Here is a 21,425-nt window from a genome sequence, read left to right as displayed (position 1 = left end):
GCCCCTACAGGTACAGCATCAACCCGAAGCCGGCGCGGTTCACACCTGTAGCAGCGGATTTATCCGCGAAGCCGGCGACGCCGTGGATGGCACCGGCTGCGCCGGTGATCGCGGCTGAAGCCGCGCCTGCAGGTACAGCGCCAGTGCCGTACCTGTGGGCAAGCCCGCGATGCGGCCGGTTCAGGCAAACGCCGCCAGCAAATCCTGCGCAAATGCCTGCTGTGCCTCGCCAACCCCCTGCGCGCGATGCCGGGCCAAGGTAAACGGCACCACGAAATCCAGCCCCGGATCCAGCGCCCACAACAGCCCCTCATCCTCCCACGTCTGCGCGTAATGACGGGGCAGGTAACCGATATGCCGCCCCGACAGGACAAACGTCAGCACGCTCTCGATCTGCTCCGCGACTGCCATGCTGCGCCGGCTCTGGAACGGCTCGCCGCCCTTGAGAAACCGGTACGGATGGCGCACCTGGTCCAGTTCCAGCAAGCGTTCGCGCGCCACGGCCGTTACGCCGAACAGCACATGCCCGTTGCCGCAATACAGCCGCTGCTGCTCCTCGAACAGCGGCTGGTAATCAAACGCCGCCTGGTTGCCGGAGAAATAGCTGATGGCGTAATCCAGCCGCTGCTCCAGCAACAGCCGCTCCAGCTCCGCCGGTGGCGCACTGATCAGCTCCAGCTGCACCGCCTCGGCACGCCGGCGAAACGCCGCGATGGCCGCGGCAAGCCGCAGGTTCACCGCCTTGTCCTGGTTCTCTGCCATGCCGACCCGAACCGTCCCCAGCAGCTGCCCGGCAACGCCATTGGCCTGCTGGCGGAAACGCTCGATGTCCAGCAGCAGGCCACGCGTTGCGTCCAGCAGTAACACGCCTTTTTCGGTCAGGGCAAAACCGCCCTTGCCCCGGCTGCACAGGCGGTAGCCCAAGCGCGTCTCCAGCTGCGCCATGCGCTGGCTGATGGTGGGTTGGCTCAGGCCCAGCACGCCCTGGGCGGCGCTGAAGCCACCGGCCTCGACTACAGTGACGAACAGCCGCAGCAGGTGCAGGTCGGGGTCGTGCAGTTGTCCGAGCATTACATTGCTCCTGGTGAATGTCAGCTTTGCAAACTTGCCATTTCTGCAATGTAACCCGGCTGGCATGCTCGCGGCATCCACCCATTTGCCGAGGTGTCCGCCATGCATCGCCCGTTGTGCCTGCTATCTCTGCTCCTGGCCTTGCCACTGCAGGCCGAGGAAAAGGTCGTCAATCTCTACAGCTGGGCCGACTACGTCGCCCCGCAAACCCTGCAGCGCTTCGAGCAGGAGACCGGCTACAAGGTGCGCTACGACACCTTCGACACCACCGAGGTGCTGGAAACCAAGCTGTTGACCGGGGGCAGTGGCTACGACGTGGTGGTGCCGTCCTCCAGCGTACTGGCCCGCGCGCTGAAGGCCAATGCCCTGCAGCCGCTCGATGCCCAGGGCATGCCCGGCTATGCCAACCTCGACCCGGACCTGCTGGCCAAGCTCGCCGAAGCCGACCCCGGCAACCGCCATGCCGTGCCCTACACCTGGGGCACCCTGGGCCTGGGGGTGAATGTCGAAGCGGTACGCCAGCGCCTGGGCGATGTGCCGCTGGACAGCCTCGACCTGTTGTTCAAGCCCGAGTACGCCAGCCGCCTCAAGGACTGTGGCATCGCCATGCCCGACTCGCCGCAGGAAGTGATCGGCGTCGCCCTGAACTACCTGGGCAAGGACCCGTACAGCCAGAACAAGGCCGACCTGACTGCGGCGCAGCAGCTGTTGAGCCAATTGCAGCCTTCGATCGGCTATGTCGCCAATGGCCGGCAGATCAGCGACCTGGCGAACGGCAGCGTGTGCCTGGCACTGACCTACAACGGCGATGCAGCGATGGCCGCCGACCAGGCGCGCCGCGCCGGCAAGCCGTTCGAGCTGGTCTACCGCATCCCCCGCGAGGGCACGCTGGTGTGGCAGGACAACCTGGTCATCCCCAGGGACGCCCCGCACCTCGAAGCGGCGCGGGCGTTCATTGCCTTCATGCTCAAGCCCGAGTCGGTTGCCACGCTGACCAATACGCTGTTCTTCGCCAACGCCAACCAGGCAGCCACGCCGCTGGTGGACGCAGCCGTGCGCAATGACCCGGACATCTATCCGCCGCAGGCAGTACGCCAGCGGCTATATGCCGACCGCAGCATGGCCCTGGCCGACCTGCGTCAGCGCAACCGCCTGTGGGCCGCCTTCCGCAGCCGCCAGTAACCGAAGATGAATAGGAGCCCGACCGTGGAACACGCTGCAAACAATGACCAGGCCATGACCCGCGACAGCCTGTATGGCACCGCCGCGGAAAGTACCTACGCCGGTATCACCAGTTTTTCCCGCCGCCGTTACAGCCGCGATTTGCGTGGCGTCGATGTGGTCGTCAGCGGCGTGCCGTTCGATACCGCTACCAGCAACCGCCCCGGCGCGCGCTTCGGCCCACGGGCGATCCGCGCCGCCTCGGTGCAGCAGGCCTGGGCCCGGCACTGGCCGTGGACGTTCGACCCGTTCGACCACCTGGCGGTGATCGATTATGGCGATTGCGCCTTCGACAGCGGCACGCCGCAATCGGTACCGGACAGCATCGAGGCGCATGCGGCGCATATTCTGGAGGCGGGCTGCGCCATGCTCACCCTGGGCGGCGACCATTTCATCAGCTATCCGCTGCTCAAGGCCCACGCCCGGCGCCACGGCCCGCTGGCGCTGGTCCACTTCGATGCGCACAGCGACACCTGGCCGGACGAGGAGGGCCAGCGCATCGACCATGGCACCATGTTCTGGCATGCCGCCCGCGAAGGCCTGGTGGACCCGGCCTGTTCGGTGCAGATCGGCCTGCGCACCACCAATGACGACAACCCGGGCTTTGCCATCCTCGATGCCCGCCAGGTGCAGCGCCAGGGCACCGAGGCGGTGATTGCGGCGATCCGCCAGCGGGTGGGTGAGCGCCCGGTGTACCTGACCTTCGATATCGACTGCCTCGACCCGGCCTATGCGCCCGGTACCGGCACGCCGGTGTGCGGCGGGCTGAGCACGCTGCAGGCGCTGGAAATTCTCGGTGGGTTGCGTGGTATCAACCTGGTGGGCATGGACCTGGTGGAGGTGGCACCGGCCTATGACCACGCCGATATCACCGCGCTGGCGGGGGCGACCCTGGCGATGGAAATGCTGTGCCTGTATGCGGCGCGGCACAAGGTAGGCAAGGGCCAGTAACCCGCGGCCGCTGCCACGACCTTTGTGGGAGCGGCCTTGTGTCGCGAAAGGGCTGCGCAGCAGCCCCCAAGGCCCATACTGAAACATCGGGAATCATCTCCACCCGCATTCACACTTTTGCCGCGAACCCTTCGCGCCGTAGGCTATCAAACCCACCAGGCACGGCCTTTCCGTACAGGAGGTGAAGCATGACCCCGACATTGCCCATCCTGGCACTCGGCCTGGCGCTGTGCCTGCCCGCGCACGCCGCAGCCCAGCCACCCGTGCACATCGCTGCCGGCAACAACAACCCCTACAACAGCCCGATCCAGCGCGCCAACCCCAACAGCCGCCAAGGCAGCATGCCGGCCACGCCGCCGCTGCGTGGCCCGTCCACCGAGCCTGCCCCGCGCCCACCCACGCTGGATAATCGTGGCATTGGCAACGGCGACAATCTGCGTCGCCAGCAACAGACCCCGAACCTGCAACCCACCCGGCCGCCTCGCGACAATCCACGCGCGCCGTGAGCCAAGTACGCAAAGGAATCCTGCATGCGCCAAGCAACCTGGCTGGTCACCGTGACTGCCGCCGCCCTGCTGCCCTTGTTGGCACAGGCGGCGGCCGAACAGCAATTTCGCAGTGAAGAAGGTACCTTGACCGTCAGCACCCTGGCCGATGGCCTGCGCCACCCGTGGGCCTTGGCGTTCCTGCCGGGCGGCAAGGACATGCTGGTCACCGAGCGCGCCGGCAACCTGCGGCTGGTCAACGCCGAAGGCAAGGTCGGCCCACCGATCAGCGGCGTGCCGAAGGTCTGGGCCGAAGGCCAGGGCGGCCTGCTGGATGTCGTGCTGTCCCCGGATTTTGCCAAGGACCGCACCGTCTACCTGTCCTATGCCGAGGAGGGCAGTGATGGCAAGGCCGGTACCGCAGTGGGCCGTGGCCAGCTGTCCACGGACCGTGCCCGGCTGGAGCAGTTCAGCGTGATCTTCCGCCAGGAGCCCAAGCTGTCGGTCGGCAACCACTTCGGCTCGCGCCTGGTGTTCGACCGTGACGGCTACCTGTTCATCGCCCTCGGTGAGAACAACCAGCGCCCGACTGCCCAGGACCTGGACAAGCTGCAAGGCAAGATCGTGCGCATCCTGCCAGACGGTGAGGTACCCCGGGACAACCCCTTCGTCGGCCAGGACAATGTGCGACCGGAGATCTGGTCATACGGCCATCGCAACCAGCAAGGCGCCGCGCTCAACCCCTGGACCGGCAAGCTCTGGACCCACGAGCACGGCCCGCGTGGCGGCGACGAGATCAACATCCCCAAGCCTGGCAAGAACTACGGCTGGCCGGTGGCGACCCATGGCATCAACTACTCGCTGCTGCCTGTTCCCGAGGCCCGGGGCAAGCACGTGGACGGGATGGTCGACCCACACCATGTCTGGGAGCAGTCACCGGGGGTCAGCGGCATGGCGTTCTACGACAGCCCGACGTTCAAGGCGTGGGACCACAACCTGTTCATTGGCGCGCTGGCCACCCAGGAGCTGATCCGTCTGCAGCTGGATGGCGACAAGGTGGTGCATGAAGAGCGGCTGTTGGGTGAGCTGAAAGCGCGTATCCGCGATGTACGGGTGGGGCCGGACGGATACTTGTATGTCCTGACCGATGACAAGGACGGTGCGCTGCTCAAGGTAGGCCTGGGCGGCGCTTGATCACCACAGCTGTACGCGGCCCCTGTGGGAGCGGGCGTGCCCGCGAAGCAGGCGCCGCGGTGGATGGCACGGGCTTCGCCCGTGTTCGCGGGCACGCCCGCTCCCACAGGGATCGCGGCAGCCTTTTGACTTCAGATAAGACCGTTGTTTCCACAAGGTCCGCGGTATGTCAGCCGTGTAGAATGCCGCATGGCTATCGATCCCCACTCCCTCTACCAGCAAGCCCTGACCACCCAGGGCTATGTTGCCGACCCTGCCCAGGCCCGTGCCGTCGAGGCTTTGCAGGCCTGCTTCGAGGCGGTCGAACAAGGTCGCGCCAGCCGCGGCATCTACCTGTGGGGGCCGGTCGGCCGTGGCAAGACCTGGCTGATGGACCAGTTCCACCGCTGCTTGCAGGCCCCCAGTCGGCGCCAGCACTTCCACCATTTCATGGCCTGGGTCCACCAGCGCCTGTTCCAGCTCAACGGTACCGTCGACCCGCTGCTGGCGCTGGCCCGGGAGCTGGCCACGCAGATCCGCGTGCTGTGTTTCGACGAGCTGTTCGTCAGCGACATCGGTGACGCGATCATCCTCGGCCGCCTGTTCCAGGTGCTGTTCGACCAGGGTGTGGTGCTTGTCGCCACCTCCAACCAGCCACCCGAGCAGCTTTACCACGATGGCTTCAACCGTGAGCGTTTCCTGCCAGCGATCGCCGCCATCCAGCGGCACATGCAGGTACTGCCGGTGGTCGGCGCGCAGGACCATCGCCTGCACCCCGGCGCCGCCCGCCAGCGTTACTGGGTGGCGCAGGCGGGGCAGGCCAGCCAGCTGGATGAAGTGTTCCGCCAGCTCAGCCCGGGCGATGCGGGCGATGATCAGCCCCTGGCCCTGGGGGCCAGGCAGGTGCAGGTGGTGCGGCGCAGCCGGCAGGCTGTCTGGTGCCGCTTCAGCGACCTGTGCGAACAGCCGCTGGCAGCCATGGAATTCATGGCCTTGTGCGACCGCTTCCCGGCCATCCTGGTATCGGGCATTCCGGCGCTCGGCGGTGAACAGCGGGCCGGGCGCATCGCCCGTGGCACCGAGGATGGCGCGCAGCGCGTGGCGGCGGGCGAGCGGGAACTGCCAGCGCTGTCACCCAAGGATGATGCGGTGCGCCGCTTCATTGCCCTGGTCGACGAATGCTATGACCGCCGGGTGGCGTTGTACCTGGAGGCTCAGGTGCCGCTCGATGCCCTCTACACTCAAGGGTACCTGGCGTTCCCGTACCAACGGACCCTGAGCCGGCTACGGGAGATGCAACTGCAACGCTTCGCCTGAAAAGGAGTGTAGCCATGGAGCCGTTGTCGCATTATCTGCTGACCCAGGCCTACAACAATGGCTGGGCCAACCACCGCCTGTACAAGGCGTGCCTGCAACTGACCCAGGACGAATTCGTCGCCCCGCGCTGCAGTTTTTTCCCATCGATCAAGGCCACCCTCAACCACCTGCTGACGGTGGACTGGTTCTACCTGCACATGCTCGAATGCGAGCAGCGCGGGGAATTGCCCGACGCCGATGGCGAGCGCTTCTTCGCGCCGGAACAGCCGTTCGCCACCTGTACCGATCTGCATGCCGAGCAGGCCCAGGCCGATCACCGGCTGATCACCTATTGCCGTGGCTTGCGTGATGACGAGCTGGGGCGCTACGTGAACATCGTGCGGCCCGACCGGGTGCAGCGTGAGCCACGCTTGCGCCTGCTGGCTCACCTGTTCGAGCACCAGGTGCATCATCGGGGGCAGGTGCACGCGATGCTCAGCGACACGGCAATCCGGCCACCGCAGCTGGACGAGTTTTTCTGCGAGGAAGAGGCGGGCCTGCGGGCGGACGATTTCGCCGAACTGGGCTGGACCGAGGCGCAAGTCTGGAAAGGGTAGGGGCCGCCGGGCAGCCCCTCGACTATCGGTTCATTTGCCCAGCCACTCGACCAGCGCACGGTTGAACCGCAGCGGCTCTTCGATCTGCGGCGCATGCCCCAGGCCTTCGAAGGTCAGCAGCTCACCCTTGGGCACCAGCTTGGCCACCTGCGGCCCCAGCACGGCGTAGTTGCCGAGCCTGGCCTTTACTTCCGGCGGCGCGATATCACTGCCGATGGCGGTGGTGTCGCGGTCGCCGATCAGCAGCAGCGTCGGCATCTGCAGGTCCTTGAACTCGTAGTACACCGGCTGGGTGAAGATCATGTCGTAGATCAGTGCCGAGTTCCACGCCACCGCTTCATGCCCTGGCCCCTTGTTCAGGCCGACCAGCATCTGTACCCAGCGCTCGTACTCCGGCTTCCAGCGCCCGGCGTAGTAGGTCCTGCGCTCGTACTCGCGCACGCCCTCGGCATCCAGCTTGAGCTCGCGGGCATACCACTGGTCAACCGTGCGGTAGGGCACGCCCAGGGCTTTCCAGTCTTCCAGGCCGATAGGGTTGACCAGCGCCAGGCGTTCCACCTGTTGCGGGTACATCAGCGCGTAGCGGGTGGCGAGCATGCCGCCGGTGGAGTGGCCAAGCACCACCGCCTGCTTCACGCCCAGCTGCTCGAGCAGGGCATGGGTGTTGCTCGCCAGTTGCTGGAAGCTGTACTGGTAATGCGCCGGCTTGCTGGCGCTGCAGAAGCCGACCTGGTCGGGGGCGATGACCCGGTAGCCAGCCTTGCTCAGGGCATCGATGCTGGCCTCCCAGGTGGCGGCGCAGAAATTCTTGCCATGCATCAGCACCACGCTGCGGCCGTTGGCCTGGCCCTGGGCAGGCACGTCCATGTAGCCCATCTGCAGGGCCTGGCCCTGCGACTGGAAATTGAACTGCCTGAGTGGATAGGGGTAGCTGAAGCCTTCGAGCTGGGGGCCATAGGTGGGCGACTCGGTGGCGATGGCCGGGCTGCCGGCAAGGCAGGCGAGGGCCAGGGCGGTTGCGCGCAGCATGGGGGCACTCCGTGTAGGGCCATGTAGGAAGAGGCGACTGTAACAGTCGATGGACCACACGGAGCGCGAAAGGTGTTACCAGGCATGAAACCTGTCAGGCTGGTTTTCACCATTTGTATCAGTGCCGGCGCGGGTGGCCGCCATCAGTAGTTGGCGACCACGGTATCGTTGCCATCCCGGGTCACGCCGATGACCTGGTAGGCATCCTTGTGGTCACCCATTTCCATGCCCGGCGAGCCCATCGGCATGCCCGGCACGGCCAGGCCCTTGAGGTCGTTGCGCTTGGCCAGCAGGCGTACCTGGTCGGCCGGCACGTGGCCTTCGACGAACTTGCCGTCGATCACCCCGGTATGGCAGGACGCCAGGCGTGGCGCCACGCCCAGGCGTTGCTTGAGCGCGCTCATGTTCGGCTCGACGTGGTCGTTGACGGTGAAGCCGTTGTCGCGCAGGTGGCTGATCCAGGCTTTGCAACAGCCGCAATTGGGGTCGCGGTACACGTCGATGGTCTCGGCGGCCTGGGCCAGGCCGGTGACGGCCAGCAGGCCCAGGGTCAGCAGGTGTTTGCGCAGCATGGGGAAGCACTCCTTCCAGCGGTAGGTCAGCCGCTTAGTGTAAGCGGCTTGGAGGATGTTCGCCCCTGGCAGCTGTCAGGCAGCTGAGCCGCACATTACAGGATTGTCAGCTGGCCACCTCGTCATTGCCGAGGTCGCGCATCAGCAGGGCGTGGTCGAGGGCCACCTGCTCGGGAATCGGCAGGTACACCACATGGCCGTCACCTGGCGCCACCTCGATCGGCTGCTGCTGGCGGTTGCACAAGCGGTGCAGGTCGAAGTGGTAGTTGCCGCGCGGCGTCATAAGCTCCAGGTGGTCACCCACCGCGAAGCGGTTTTTCACCCGGACTTCGGCCAGGCCATCGACACGCGCCCCGGTCAGCTCACCCACGAACTGCTGGCGCTCGGATACCGAGTTGCCACGCTGGTAGTTCTGGTATTCGTCGTGCACATGGCGGCGCAGGAAACCCTCGGTATAGCCACGTTGTGCCAGCGACTCGAGGTTGTCCATCAGCGCGCGGTCGAATGGCCGCCCGGCCACCGCGTCGTCGATGGCCTGGCGGTACGCCTGCACGGCACGCGCGCAGTAGAAATGCGACTTGGTGCGGCCCTCGATCTTGAGCGAATGCACGCCTATGCCGGCCAGGCGGGCGACATGCTGGATGGCACGCAGTTCCTTGGCGTTCATGATGTAGGTGCCGTGTTCGTCCTCGAACGCAGGCATTTCGCTGCCGGGGCGGTTGCTCTCGCGGAGCAGGAACAGCTGGTCGGTCGGTGCACCCAGGCCCAGGGTCGGTTGTACTTCGCGCACGATGTCGCCGGTCGCATTCTCGGTGGCGGGCGTGGCGTCGTACTTCCAGCGGCAGGCGTTGGTGCAGGTGCCCTGGTTGGCATCGCGCTTGTTGAGGTAGCCCGACAGCAGGCAACGCCCGGAATAGGCCATGCACAGGGCGCCGTGGACGAACACCTCCAACTCCATGTCCGGCACTTGCTGGCGGATTTCCTCGATTTCTTCGAGCGACAGCTCGCGCGACAGGATGACCCGGCTCAGGCCCAGCTGTTGCCAGAACTGGACGCTGGCCCAGTTGACCGTATTGGCCTGCACCGACAGGTGCACCGGCATCTGCGGGAAATGCTGGCGCACCAGCATGATCAGGCCCGGGTCGGACATGATCAGCGCATCCGGCGCCATTTCAATCACTGGCGCCAGGTCCTTGAGGAAGGTCTTCAGCTTGGCATTGTGCGGGGCGATGTTGACCACCACGTAGAAGCGCTTGCCCAGGGCATGCGCCTCCTGGATGCCCAGCGCCAGGTTGGCATGGTCGAACTCGTTGTTGCGCACCCGCAAGCTGTAGCGCGGCTGGCCGGCGTAGACCGCGTCGGCACCATAGGCAAAGGCGTAGCGCATGGTCTTGAGGGTGCCGGCGGGGGCCAGCAGTTCGGGCTTGGCGGTAGGGTTCATGTGCGCACCGGGGCAAAAGGCGCGGATGCTAGTGCTCACGGACATTGCGAGTATTGATTTGCATCAAGGAAAGCGTGGCACTTTTACCCACGCGGCGCGCACTAATATCCCAGAAGCCACGCGAGGACAGGCGATGAACGAAACCGCTTTACAGAACCGAGCCCTGGCAGTGCTCCTGGCGCTGGTGACCATTGCCTTCGTATGGATCCTGCTGCCCTACTATGGCGCGGTTTTCTGGGCGGTAATACTCGGCATCCTGTTCGCCCCGTTGCAGCGCCACCTGTTGATCCGCTTCGGGCGCCGACGCAACCTGGCTGCGGCCACCACCCTGCTGGTGTGCCTGCTGGTCGCGGTGTTGCCGGTCATCATCACCAGTGCCCTGCTGGTGCAGGAGGGCGCCGTGCTGTACCAGCGCATCGAGAGCGGGCAACTGGACATCGCCGGCTATGTCGAGCGTGGCAAGGACATGCTCCCGACCTTCGCCCAGCGCGGCCTGGACAGCATGGGCATGGGCAACCTGGACGGGCTGCGCGACAAGATCAGCAAGTGGGCGACCCAGGGCAGCCAGGTGCTGGCCAGCCAGGCGTTCAACTTTGGCCAGGGCACGTTCGAGTTCGTGGTCAGCTTCGGCGTCATGATGTACCTGTTGTTCTTCTTCCTGCGCGAAGGCGCGGAGGTCGCCCGCCGGGTACGGCTGGCGGTACCGCTGCCCGAGCAGCAGAAGCGCCGCCTGCAGTTGAAGTTCAACCGCGTGGTGCGGGCGACGGTGAAAGGCAATGTGCTGGTGGCCATTACCCAAGGGGCACTGGGTGGCTTCATCTTCTGGGTGCTGGATATTCCCAGCGCGCTGGTGTGGGCGGTGCTGATGGCGTTTCTGTCGCTGCTGCCGGCGGTGGGCGCGGGCATCGTATGGGCGCCGGTAGCGGCGTATTTCCTGCTGACCGGGGCGATCCTGCCGGGGGTGATCCTGACCGCGTTCGGCGTGCTGGTGATCGGCCTGGTGGACAACCTGCTGCGGCCGATCCTGGTGGGCAAGGATACGCGCATGCCGGATTACCTGATCCTGGTGTCGACCTTGGGCGGGCTGGCCGTGTTCGGCCTCAACGGTTTCGTCATCGGGCCGTTGATCGCGGCGCTGTTCTTGTCGAGCTGGGCGATCTTCGCCGCGACCAAGCCGCAGGTGCAGTTGCCGGAGTAGGGGGATGGGCCGCAGCGCGGCCCCGATGAAGGTTCAGGATGCCTGCGGCATCTCGCCCTTGGCCAGGCGCCGGTTGATGTCGGCGATCACTTCGGGCAGTTCATTGATCGTGTCGATCAGGTAATGCGGACGGGAGCCGGCGAACAGCGCGTGGATGCGCTGGCGTTCGCTTTCCAGCTTCTCGGCGCTCAGCGTGCGGTAGCCTTCCCAGGTCAGCCCCAGGGCATTGCCCGAACACACCAGGGCCACGGTCCACATGCCGGCACGACGGCCTTCGAGGATGCCCGGCACGGTATCGTCGACCTTCACGCAGGCTGCCACATCGTCGATGCCCAGCGCGATCACGTTGGCCAGGGCCTGGGCCGGCCAGGGGCGGCCGTTCGGGGTTTCATCGGTGGCCACCACGTGGTCGGCCACATAGCCGTTCTGTGCTGCCAGCGCCACCACCTTGTCCATCACCACTTTCGGGTAGCCAGAACACGAACCGATCTTCAGCCCGTCCTGACGCAGCCCGGTGAGGGTTTCCAGGGCGCCGGGGATCAGCGCCGAGTGCACGGCGATCTTTTCGATCTGCAGCGGCATGAAACGGTTGTAGATGGCGGTGACATCATCATCGGTCGGGGTGCGGCCAAAGACCTGGCGGTAGCGCTCGGCAATTTCCGGCACATTGCACAGGGTGCGAATGTGGTCCCATTTGCCCATGCCCATCGGGCCGCGGGCTTCCTCGATGGAGACCTGCACATCGAACTCGGCGAAGGCTTCGACAAAGATCTGGGTCGGAGCGAAGGAGCCGAAGTCGACCACGGTGCCGGCCCAGTCGAGAATGGCGGCCTGCAGTTGGGTGGGGTTGCTGTAGTTCATGTGCGCTGATTCCTGAATTCGGGTGGGCAAAGGGTCAGATATCCACTACTTCCATTTCCCGCAGCGCGTCGGCCACGGCATTGACAGCGGCTTGCATGCCGTCCGCCCCGACCACGCCGATACAGCCGACGCGGAAGGTTTCGACCTGGGTCAACTTGCCCGGGTAGAGGATGAAACCCTTGGCCTTGACCCGCTCGTAGAACGCCTGGAACTGGTAGCGGGCATCCTGCGGTGCGTGGAAGGTGACGATGATCGGCGCCTGGATCTCGGCTGGCAGGAAGCTGCGCAGGCCGAGGGCGGCCATGCCGGCGAGCAGGGTCTTGCAGTTGTCGGCGTAGCGCCGATGCCGCGCTGGCAGGCCGCCTTCCTCGTTGTACTGCTGCAGCGCTTCATGCAGCGCGGCCACCACATGGGTTGGCGGGGTGAAGCGCCATTGGCCGGTCCTGGCCATGTAGGCGTGCTGGTCGTGCAGGTCCATGGCCAGCGAGTGGGCATTGCCTTCGGCGGCGGCCAGGGCGGCTTTTTCGGCGAACACGAAGCCCATCCCGGGGACGCCTTCCAGGCACTTGCCGGAAGCGGCGATCAGTGCCTCGAAGGGGATTTCGCGGGCATCGATGGGCAGTGCGCCGAAGGAACTCATGGCGTCGATGATCAGGCGTTTGCCGTGGCCTTTGACCACCTGGGCGATCTCGCGCAGCGGGTTGAGAATGCCGGTGCTGGTTTCGCAATGGATCAGCGCGACATGGCTGATCGTCGGGTCGGCGGCCAGCAGGCGGTCGACATCGGCGGCGGTGGTCGGTTGGTCTTCAGCGGTTTCGAAGGTACTGCAGGCGCGGCCGAGAACCTTGCAGATCTTCGCCAGGCGCTGGCCATAGGCGCCATTGATCAACACCAGGACCTTGCCGTCACGTGGCACCAGGGTGCCGATGGCGGCTTCCACGGCGAAGGTGCCGCTGCCCTGCAACGGTACGCAGTAGTGGCTGGCGCTGCCGGCGATGATCGCCAGCAATTGCTCGCAGACGCTGGCAGTCAGCTGGTTGAAGTCGCGGTCCCATGAGCCCCAGTCCACCAGCATGGCTTGGCGGGTGCGGATCGATGTGGTCAGGGGACCTGGAGTCAGCAGGATCGGGGCGTTGCTCATGCCGTTATTCCTCGCAAGCGGTGGGCTGAAACTACGGGGGCTAGGTTGCAATTCCGACTCTCATCAATCAAATTGTTTGTTGTTATCCGAGCTATAAGTCAGACCGATACCCATGAACCTGTTTCAGCTTCGCGCTTTTGACGCGGTTGCCCGTGAAGGCAGCTTTACCCGTGCCGCCGCGCGCCTGTTCATCAGCCAGCCGGCGGTGACCGGGCACGTGAAGGCGCTGGAGGAGCATTACCAGATCACCTTGCTGCGGCGTACCGCCCGGCGGGTGGAGTTGACCGAGGAAGGTACCCGCCTGGCCGCCATCACCCGCGCCATGTTCGGCCTGGCCGAAGAGGCGCAGGCCATGCTCGAGGCCAACCGCCAGTTGCTGACCGGCCGCCTGGAGGTGGCGGCAGACGGCCCGCACCGGGTCATGCCGATGCTGGCAATGCTGCGCGAGCGTTACCCGGGCATCACGGTCAACCTGCGTTTGGGCAACGCCCAGGAGACCCTCGCGGCACTGCTTGGCGAGCACGCCGATGTGGCGGTGCTGACCGAGATCGAGCCGCGCAAGGGCCTGCACTTGCAGCGCCTGTGCGATTCGCGGCTGTGCGCCTTGCTGCCGGCGGGGCATGCCTGGGCCAGCGGCGAGGGCGACCTGCCGCTGGCCGCACTGCACGAGCAGATCATGGTGTTGCGCGAACCGAACTCGACAACCCGGCGCACCTTTGACAAGGCGTGCAGCCAGGCGGCTGTGCAGCCCCGGGTAGTGCTTGAGCTGGACAGCCGCGAAGCGGTGACCGAGGCCGTGGCCTGCGAACTGGGCGTCGGCGTGGTGTCGTCGACCGAGGTAGCCAACGACCCGCGGGTAGTGGCGCGGCCATTGGCCGGTCGAGGCCTGGTCAACCAGCACCTGGTCGGTTGCCTGGAGCGGCGCCGGGAGCTGCGCCTGATTCAGGCGTTCCTGGGCCTGGCTGCGCAGCTGTGATGGCTGTTTTGCATGGGGCGGCCTAAGATGGCCGAGATTGAGCGGACACCATCGTCGATGAGCGAAAAAGACACCATTTCCATGCAGCTGGTGCGTGAGGCACTGTTGCAGACCTGCCCCGCTGGCGAGCCCGACAGCGGCCTGCTGGCCAGGGCCGGCATTGCCGTCGAACAACTGCACCTGCCACAGGCCCGCGTCAGCGCCGAAGCCTATGCGCGCCTCTGGCGCTTGCTGACGCGGCGCTGCAACGACGAATTCTTCGCCATGGACCCACGTGGCCTGCGCAGCGGCAGCCTGGCCTTCATGTGCCGGGCCAGCATGGCGCAGCCGACGCTCGGCGCCGGCCTGGACACCGCACTGGCGTTCCTCTCGCTGATGCTTGAAGACCTGCAGCCGAGCCTGGTGCGCCAGCAAGGCCTGGCCGAGATCGTCATCAACGAACCGCGTGACGCGCCACGCCGGGCCTTCACCTATTTCACCTTCTGGATGATCGTGCACGGCGTCACCTGCTGGCTGGCCGGGCGGCGCATCCCGATCCTGGCCATCGACCTGCGTTGTGCCGAGCCGCCGTTCTGTGATGACTACCGGGTGATGTTTTCGGAAAACCTGCAGTTCGAGCGCCCGCGCACGCGCATGATCATTGCCGCCGACAGCCTTGACCTGCCGATCAGGCGCACGCAGGAAGAACTGCAGCGTTTTCTTGCCGAAGCCCCTGGCAATATCCTGGTCAAGTACCGCGACCCGGCCAGCTTCGCCCGGCGTATTCGCCATGACTTGCTGCATCAGGCCCCTGGGCAATGGCCGGATGGCGACAGCCTGGCCCGGCAATTGTGCTTGTCACCATCGACCTTGCGCCGTCGTCTTGCCGAAGAAGGGCAGACTTACCAAGGCCTCAAGGACAGCGTGCGACGGGAATTGGCGATTGCCTGGCTGAGCGGGGAAGAGGCTGCCCTGGGCGAGATCGCCGAACGCCTGGGCTTTGCCGACAGCAGTTCGTTCTACAAGGCCTTCCGAAAGTGGTTCGGCTGCAACCCCGGGCACTATCGCGCCTTGATCCAGGCCCGCGCCCCGGGGCGTTGAGGTGCAGGCCTGGCGGCCAGGCGGCAGCTCCAGGTACACGACGCACTTCCCTCTGCATTGTGCCTTGCCAGGTGTACAGCATGAGCGGCTCTGCTCAACACTCAGGAGCCACTCATGCCCGCTGCCACTGCCAGTCACGATCAATTCATCGGAGCCCGGTTGCCGGCCTGGCTCAAACGCGCTTCACGCGCCCAGATCAAGACCCTGCGTAATAGCCTGAACGCACACCACGCGAGCCAGGCCCGCCTGCATGTGCTGATGCTTGACCTGCTGCCGCCGCCGCAGTTCGCCGAAAAGCGCCTGGCGGCGTTGCTGGATGCGCCGTTGCCGGAAGGGGTGGCGTTTGCCCAGCTCGAATGGCTTCAGGTTGCACCACGGTTTGCCAGGCTTCCCGGCACATTGATGCAGATCTACGAATACAGCGAAAGCCGTGAAAACGGCTTGCAGCGGCTAATCCGCAACTTTGCTGCAGGTACCAGCTACTTCAAAGGCACAGGGCTGGTGCTGCCAGGCCGGGATCAGCCATTGACCGCATCGCTGGACGCGTTCATCGCTGCGTGCCGCGAGCTGGATGTGGGGCGGTGCTATCAGGATGAGCTGCGCCGGGTGTTCAGCCCGGCTACCCAGGTGATCCTGGCCGAGGACAAGCGCTCGGGCCTGAAGCTTGCGATCGAAGTGGCCGCGTTACAGGGCGACATCAGCGCCGAGGTCCAGATTGCCTTGCGCGAGGTCGTCGACGACAGCCAGGTGCATCGCCCGCAAGGGCTCAAGGGTGCTCCCAGGCTGCTGACGATGCTCGGGCAACCGGTGGCTGACGGCCTGCTGATCCAGTTACGTGACAACAAGGGGGAGGAGCGGGGTACCGTGCTGTACCTGCCCAGCGATCCCGAGCAGGCCTTGCGTCACTTCGAAACGCCGGCAGCCATGAACAACGCCATCGCGCAGCAGCTGCAGAAGAAGGCCTACCGGCAGTACTTCACTCAGCTGATAAGCCTTGAGCAGCGCGCAAGTTTCCTCACGCTGCTCGGCCAACGCCTGCGTGACGAGCGGCCAGACTTGCAGCTTGCAAGCGTGCCGCGGAAAGGCAGCATTTTCACCCAACTGGCAACCTTGCAGGTACAGCGGGTCAAGGATGATGCGCGTCTGTTGCTGGTCTCGAGCGCCGATGCCGACAGCCTCGCGGTACGGGCCAGGCACGCCGAGTGGAAAGCCGCAGGGCTGGACCTTGCGAACCTGGCCGGGTTCTTCATTCCGGTGGTGGGCGCCTTGCTGCTGGGGCAACTGGTGGTCCAGGTCTGCTCGGACGTGTTCGAAGGGGTGACGGATTGGACCAGGGGCCACCAGCACGAAGCGCTGGATCATCTGCTTTGCGTCGCCGAGACGCTGGCGGCCACAGCGGCTACGGTGACGGCGGCCGGTTTCCTGCGCAGCGCTTTCGTCGATGGCCTGGAACCGGTCAGCCTGGGCAACGGGGAGAGTCGCCTGTGGCGCTATGACCCTGCCCAGTACCGGTCCATGCCAGACACCATCGATTTGCAGGAGGACGGGCGCTTTGCCGTGGGTGAGCGCCGCTGGGTGCGCATCGATGGGCATTACCTGGAGGTGCACAAGCCCGTTGCCGATGGGCCCTATCGGTTGCGCCATGCCTCGCTGGATGGCGGTTACGGCCCGGTGGTACTGCACAATGGGGAGCGCGGCTGGCGTTTGCTGCGCGAGCAGCCGCTGACCTGGGAAGAACCCGGGCCGATGCTCGATGTGCTGTGGCCACAGCATCCGGCCATCGAGGCTGGGCAGGCAGAGCAGGTACTGCAGGTGGCGGGTGTCGACCTCGAAGAGCTGCGAGGCGTGCTGGTGGAGAACCGCCGCGCCCCGGTAAGCCTTGGGCAGACCCTGCGGGCTTTCCAGGCACAGGCACGCATCGAAACGTTCTTCTCGCGCGCTCGCCGGAACACCCTGATGCCGCCCGACAGTGAGCTGCTGGCCTGGTGTGAGGGCCAGCCGCAGGTTGGCAAGGGGCTGGCCAAGGTGCTGGAGCATGAAGCTGAACTACGGCCGCAATTGTTTGCCCGGCTGACGCAGCAGCCATTTGCCGAGGACCCGCTGACGCTGTTGCTCAGGCGTGACTTTCCGGGGTTGCCTTCGGCCTATGTGAAAGAAGTGGTCGGGCAGGCAAGCGAACTTGAGCGGGACATGGCACGGGTCGAGCAACGCTTGCCGTTGAATTGTGCGCAAGCCGCACGTTCGTTGTTGCGCCTGGCACGTCTGAACCGGGCGTTGGCCGGGTTATACCTGAGTACCGGCTACAGCGATGAAACGGGGGAGCTGGCGCTGACCTTGCTCGATAGCCTCGACCTCGAAGACATCGCGATCGACCTGCGTGAGGGTGAGGTGGATGGGCGCTCGATCAAGCTCCTCGGTAGCGCCGGGCAAGGTCAGGCCGACAGGATACTGGTGCGCAGCAATGGCAGGTTCCAGCTTTACAACGGCCTGGGTGAGCAGCAAGCGGTTACCTTGGCCGACCCCGGCTGCATCTTCGAGGCCATCTTTGCAGCGCTGGTACCCGCGCAGCGGCCAGGTATCGACTCGGCGGAACAGTTGCGTGACCAGTTGCTGGCACAGTTGCCCGCTTCGCATTGGGGCGTGACCCGCATGCTTGGCTGGCCCGAACAGCGCAGCTGGTTCAACCCGGGCCGTCGGCTGCAGGATGGACGTGTGGGTTACCCCCTCAGCGACCATCCTGGCGTCAGCCCCAGGGACGAACAGGCGATCATTCGCGACCGGCTGCGCGCGCTGTATCCAGGCCTGGACGAGCCAGCGCTGGATGTGGAACTGGCGCGCCTGCAGGAGGGCGAGCGCCCGATATTCGAGCGGCTGGTGGAACTGCAGGACGACCACGACCAGCTGGTCCAGCAGTTGAACCGCTGGGTCGCCAGCGAGTTGCAGGAAAGTCGCCAAGCCGCGCGCAGGTTGAGCGCAGACAGCATTCTTCGGGCATGGCGATTACAAGGTGATGTGGTTGCGGCTGGCGAAGGTCAGGCGCAGGGGCAGCGCTTGTCATTGACGGGCACGCAATTGCGCACGCTGCCGTCGTTACCGCCGCAGATCGAGTTTCATCGCGTTACGGTGCTGAGCCTCCACGGTACGCTGGTCAACGATATCCCGGTCGATTTCCTGCGGCCGTTCACTGCGCTGACCGAGCTGAACCTGAGCGGCAATCAGTTGCTACGCCTGCCCTCGGGCATCGCCTATCTGCCGGATGTCCGGGTGTTGCGCCTGGCACATAACCAGATCCGGCTCGATGCTCAGGCAATCGAGATCCTCCACGGCCTGCCCAATCTGGTCCACCTCGACCTCAGTTACAACCGGCTGGAGGCGCTGGACCTGAGGCTTCACCATTTCTCCCGGTTGACCAACCTGAACCTGCGCCATTGTCGGCTTGGCACATGGCCACAGTATCTGGAGCTGTGTGGTTCGCTCGAGCGTGCCGACCTGCGTGACAACCAGTTGCGCACGGTGCCGGACGAGATCCAGCAAATGCCCTACGCATTCCGCCGCACCGTCCTGGTAGATCGCAACCCGCTGTCGGCCATGGCGTTGCAGCGCTTTCATGCCCTTGACGTGATCAATGAACATGGGCACTTGCCCGAGGCCGTCAGGCCGGTAGACCTGCCTCGGACGCTCACGCTTCTGCTTGCTGATGCAGACGCAGCCGAGCAGTTGCTACGACAGGGCCTGTGGCATCGGATGCTGCAGCAACCAGCGAGCAACCGGTTGTTCAGGCTGTTGGCCCGCCTGGAATTCACCGCCGATTATCGTCAGGCGGGAGCGGCACGAACAGAACTGGCCGAGGGCGTGTGGCGATTGCTGGGGGCGCTGGACGCCGACCCGGTACTGTGCACACGGATATTCGAGCGTGCCGGCCTGCCCTTGTCCTGTTCGGATGCGGTCGCCAGCCACTTCAGTGCCCTGCAACTGGAAGTCACCCAGGCCCAGGCGGAAACCCAGGCGCTCGACCCGGCGAACAGAAGCCGGTTGCTGGCGCTGGGCCGACAGCTGTTGCGCCTGGAGCAGCTTGAGGGGATAGCTTACCAAGATGGCTTGCAGCGTCGCCTGGCTGGGCAGCATGTCGACGGAGCGGCCTTGCAACTGGCCTACCGAGTGCGCCTGCGTGCGCGCCTGGAGTTGCCCTGCCAACCCCATGCCATGAACTACCCCGAGGCAGCGGAACTGGCAGATTCGCAGGTCGAGGAGGCATTCCAGCGGGTGACCCGTGCGCAAACGATCGACGCCCTGACCGATAGCCTGAGCCAGCGTGAATTCTGGCGCCGTTATCTGCGCCAGCGACATGAGCAGATGTTCGCCGCCATCACAGCTGACTACAACCAGCGCTCGATCCAGCTTCAGGCGCAGAGGCCTGCCTTGGCGCAGGCTGAATACCAAGCGCAACTGGGTCGGCTGCGCGACCAGGAAGTCGTGGACACCGAGCGCCTGATCAGCGGGCTGACCCAGTCCTATCTGCGCGCTGGCGAGCGCGGCGAGGGCTGAGCCAAGGCGGCCAAACCGGTCATCCAGATTGACAGCTTTGGCCATTGTCGCCATGCCTGAGCAGCGCGAACATCGTCGGACCGATGGTTAACTCCAAAAACAACAAACCAGGAGTCCGACGATGCGTGATTACGCCGAGGCCATTCGTGCATTCGACCATGACCAGGCTGCTGCTGCGGCGCTGCATGGTGACCTCGCTGCCCTCAATGCCTGTGTCGAATGCTGCGACCGCCACGCCGGGGACGGCAAGCTGGCGCTGGTCTGCATGGACCGCGACGGCAACACTGCACGGTACAGTTTCGACCAGCTCAGCAACCTGGCAGCCCGTTTCGCCACAGTGCTCAAGGCCCAAGGTGTACAAGCGGGAGATCGTGTCGCTGGCCTGATGCCGCGTACCGCCGAACTGTTGATCACGATTCTTGCCACCTGGCGTCTCGGGGCTGTGTACCAGCCCCTGTTCACTGCCTTCGGTCCCAAGGCCATCGAGCACCGTCTGGAGCAGTCCCACGCCCGCGTCGTCGTCACCGACAGCAACAACCGCGCCAAGCTGGACGATGTACACCGCTGCCCGACTGTCATCACGGTCAACGCCCGCAGCGGCGAGCTGGATTTCCAGCAGAGCCTGGCCAGCACGACGGAGCGCTGCGAGCCGGTTATGCGTTCAGGCAACGACCCGTTCCTGCTGATGTTCACATCCGGTACCACCGGCCCGGCCAAGCCGCTGGAGGTGCCGCTGCGCGCGATCGTCGCGTTCCAGGGCTACATGCGTGACGCCATCGGCCTGTGCCCGGAAGACAACTTCTGGAACCTGGCCGACCCGGGCTGGGCCTATGGCCTGTATTACGCCGTTACCGGCCCGCTGTCGCTGGGCCACGCCACCACCTTCTACGATGGCCCGTTCAGCGTCGACAGCTGCGCCCGGGTGATCGACACGCTGGGCATCACCAACCTGGCCGGCTCGCCCACCGCTTACCGCCTGCTGATTGCCGCCGGCGACGACTTCGCCAGGCCGGTCAAGGGCCGCCTGCGCGTGGTCAGCAGCGCCGGCGAACCGCTCAACCCGGAAGTGATCCGCTGGTTTGCCGACGAGCTCGGTGTGACCATCCACGACCACTATGGCCAGACCGAACTGGGCATGGTGCTGTGCAACCACCATGGCCTGCGGCACCCGGTGCACCTGGGCTCGGCCGGCTTCGCCATACCTGGCCACCGCATTGTGGTGCTGGACGAGCAGGGCCACGAACTGCCCGCCGGCCAGCCGGGCATCCTGGCCGTCGACCGCGAACAGTCGCCGCTGTGCTGGTTCGCCGGCTACCACGGCCTGCCAACCAGAGCCTTCGTCGGCAAGTACTACCTCAGCGGCGACACCGTCGAGCTGAACCCGGATGGCAGCATCAGCTTCGTCGGCCGCAGCGACGACGTGATCACCACTTCGGGCTACCGGGTTGGCCCGTTCGATGTGGAAAGCGCGCTGATCGAACACCCGGCAGTGGTCGAGGCTGCCGTGATCGGCAAACCGGACCCCGAGCGTACCGAGCTGATCAAGGCCTTCGTGGTATTGGCCAGCGGCTATCTCGGCAGCGCCGAGCTGGAGGAAACCCTGCGCCAGCACGTGCGCCAGCGCCTGTATGCGCATGCCTACCCCAGGGAAATCGAATTCGTCAGCGAGCTGCCCAAGACCCCGAGCGGCAAGCTGCAACGCTTCATCCTGCGTAACCAGGAAGTCGCCAAACAACAAGCGCAGCAGGCCACCCCTGCCAGCGCCTGA

17 protein-coding genes are annotated in these 21,425 nt (G+C 65.4%); 11 read left to right on the top strand and 6 right to left on the bottom strand.

Annotation, left to right across the window (positions count from 1 at the left end; translation table 11 throughout):
* Nucleotides 1–180 precede the first annotated feature (180 nt).
* A complete protein-coding gene (locus ACLEJP_RS18805) occupies nucleotides 181–1,071 on the bottom strand; it encodes a LysR family transcriptional regulator (protein ID WP_440808756.1) in 891 nt (296 codons plus the stop codon).
* 102 nt (nucleotides 1,072–1,173) lie between these two features.
* Here ACLEJP_RS18805 and ACLEJP_RS18800 point away from each other — a divergent pair, with 102 nt between their 5' ends.
* From ACLEJP_RS18800 to ACLEJP_RS18775, 6 genes are all read left to right on the top strand, one after another.
* Nucleotides 1,174–2,253, top strand: a complete 1,080-nt coding sequence (locus tag ACLEJP_RS18800) for a polyamine ABC transporter substrate-binding protein (RefSeq protein ID WP_440808754.1) — start codon at nucleotides 1,174–1,176, stop codon at nucleotides 2,251–2,253.
* A gap of 24 nt (nucleotides 2,254–2,277) precedes the next feature.
* A complete protein-coding gene (gene speB, locus ACLEJP_RS18795) occupies nucleotides 2,278–3,243 on the top strand; it encodes an agmatinase (protein WP_440808752.1) in 966 nt (321 codons plus the stop codon).
* 188 nt (nucleotides 3,244–3,431) lie between these two features.
* Complete coding sequence (locus ACLEJP_RS18790; RefSeq protein ID WP_440808751.1) at nucleotides 3,432–3,749, top strand: hypothetical protein; 318 nt, start codon at nucleotides 3,432–3,434, stop codon at nucleotides 3,747–3,749.
* A 24-nt stretch (nucleotides 3,750–3,773) separates the two neighbouring features.
* Nucleotides 3,774–4,922, top strand: coding sequence for a PQQ-dependent sugar dehydrogenase (locus ACLEJP_RS18785; RefSeq protein WP_440808748.1), 1,149 nt, complete (start codon nucleotides 3,774–3,776; stop codon nucleotides 4,920–4,922).
* Between the two features lie 189 nt (nucleotides 4,923–5,111).
* A complete protein-coding gene (zapE, locus tag ACLEJP_RS18780) occupies nucleotides 5,112–6,218 on the top strand; it encodes a cell division protein ZapE (RefSeq protein ID WP_440808746.1) in 1,107 nt (368 codons plus the stop codon).
* 14 nt (nucleotides 6,219–6,232) lie between these two features.
* Entirely contained in the window at nucleotides 6,233–6,814 is a 582-nt protein-coding gene (locus ACLEJP_RS18775) for a DinB family protein (RefSeq protein ID WP_440808743.1), read from the top strand.
* A 30-nt stretch (nucleotides 6,815–6,844) separates the two neighbouring features.
* Here ACLEJP_RS18775 and ACLEJP_RS18770 read toward each other — a convergent pair whose 3' ends face one another.
* The 3 genes from ACLEJP_RS18770 to trhP all read right to left on the bottom strand — a co-directional run bounded on the left by ACLEJP_RS18770 (nucleotide 6,845) and on the right by trhP (nucleotide 9,856).
* Nucleotides 6,845–7,843 (bottom strand): alpha/beta fold hydrolase, encoded by a 999-nt coding sequence (locus ACLEJP_RS18770; protein WP_440808740.1) that lies wholly within the window; start codon nucleotides 7,841–7,843, stop codon nucleotides 6,845–6,847.
* A 143-nt stretch (nucleotides 7,844–7,986) separates the two neighbouring features.
* Nucleotides 7,987–8,415 (bottom strand): DUF411 domain-containing protein, encoded by a 429-nt coding sequence (locus ACLEJP_RS18765; RefSeq protein ID WP_440808737.1) that lies wholly within the window; start codon nucleotides 8,413–8,415, stop codon nucleotides 7,987–7,989.
* 106 nt (nucleotides 8,416–8,521) lie between these two features.
* A complete protein-coding gene (gene trhP / locus ACLEJP_RS18760) occupies nucleotides 8,522–9,856 on the bottom strand; it encodes a prephenate-dependent tRNA uridine(34) hydroxylase TrhP (RefSeq protein WP_440808735.1) in 1,335 nt (444 codons plus the stop codon).
* A 133-nt stretch (nucleotides 9,857–9,989) separates the two neighbouring features.
* Between trhP and ACLEJP_RS18755 the strand changes: the two genes are divergently transcribed.
* Complete coding sequence (locus tag ACLEJP_RS18755; RefSeq protein WP_440808733.1) at nucleotides 9,990–11,054, top strand: AI-2E family transporter; 1,065 nt, start codon at nucleotides 9,990–9,992, stop codon at nucleotides 11,052–11,054.
* 33 nt (nucleotides 11,055–11,087) lie between these two features.
* Here the strand turns inward: ACLEJP_RS18755 and phnX are convergent, their stop codons facing one another.
* Nucleotides 11,088–11,915, bottom strand: a complete 828-nt coding sequence (phnX, locus tag ACLEJP_RS18750) for a phosphonoacetaldehyde hydrolase (RefSeq protein WP_440808730.1) — start codon at nucleotides 11,913–11,915, stop codon at nucleotides 11,088–11,090.
* 34 nt (nucleotides 11,916–11,949) lie between these two features.
* Nucleotides 11,950–13,056: a 2-aminoethylphosphonate--pyruvate transaminase gene (locus tag ACLEJP_RS18745; protein WP_440808728.1), complete on the bottom strand. Its 1,107-nt coding sequence runs from the start codon at nucleotides 13,054–13,056 to the stop codon at nucleotides 11,950–11,952.
* Nucleotides 13,057–13,168: 112 nt separating this feature from the next.
* On the opposite strand from ACLEJP_RS18745, the gene ACLEJP_RS18740 reads away from it, so the two are divergent.
* From ACLEJP_RS18740 to ACLEJP_RS18725, 4 genes are all read left to right on the top strand, one after another.
* Nucleotides 13,169–14,032, top strand: coding sequence for a LysR substrate-binding domain-containing protein (locus ACLEJP_RS18740; RefSeq protein WP_440808726.1), 864 nt, complete (start codon nucleotides 13,169–13,171; stop codon nucleotides 14,030–14,032).
* A 57-nt stretch (nucleotides 14,033–14,089) separates the two neighbouring features.
* Nucleotides 14,090–15,112 carry an AraC family transcriptional regulator gene (locus ACLEJP_RS18735; protein ID WP_289130018.1) on the top strand — a complete coding sequence of 341 codons (1,023 nt, stop codon included), beginning with the start codon at nucleotides 14,090–14,092 and terminating at the stop codon, nucleotides 15,110–15,112.
* Nucleotides 15,113–15,226: 114 nt separating this feature from the next.
* Nucleotides 15,227–19,657 carry an NEL-type E3 ubiquitin ligase domain-containing protein gene (locus ACLEJP_RS18730; RefSeq protein WP_440808723.1) on the top strand — a complete coding sequence of 1,477 codons (4,431 nt, stop codon included), beginning with the start codon at nucleotides 15,227–15,229 and terminating at the stop codon, nucleotides 19,655–19,657.
* Between the two features lie 121 nt (nucleotides 19,658–19,778).
* Complete coding sequence (locus ACLEJP_RS18725; protein WP_440808721.1) at nucleotides 19,779–21,425, top strand: AMP-binding protein; 1,647 nt, start codon at nucleotides 19,779–19,781, stop codon at nucleotides 21,423–21,425.

It is taken from the genome of Pseudomonas sp. SMV7 (assembly GCF_052041995.1).
In the GTDB taxonomy this organism is placed as follows: Bacteria; Pseudomonadota; Gammaproteobacteria; order Pseudomonadales; family Pseudomonadaceae; genus Aquipseudomonas.
This window is presented reverse-complemented; position numbering and strand designations above follow the sequence as displayed.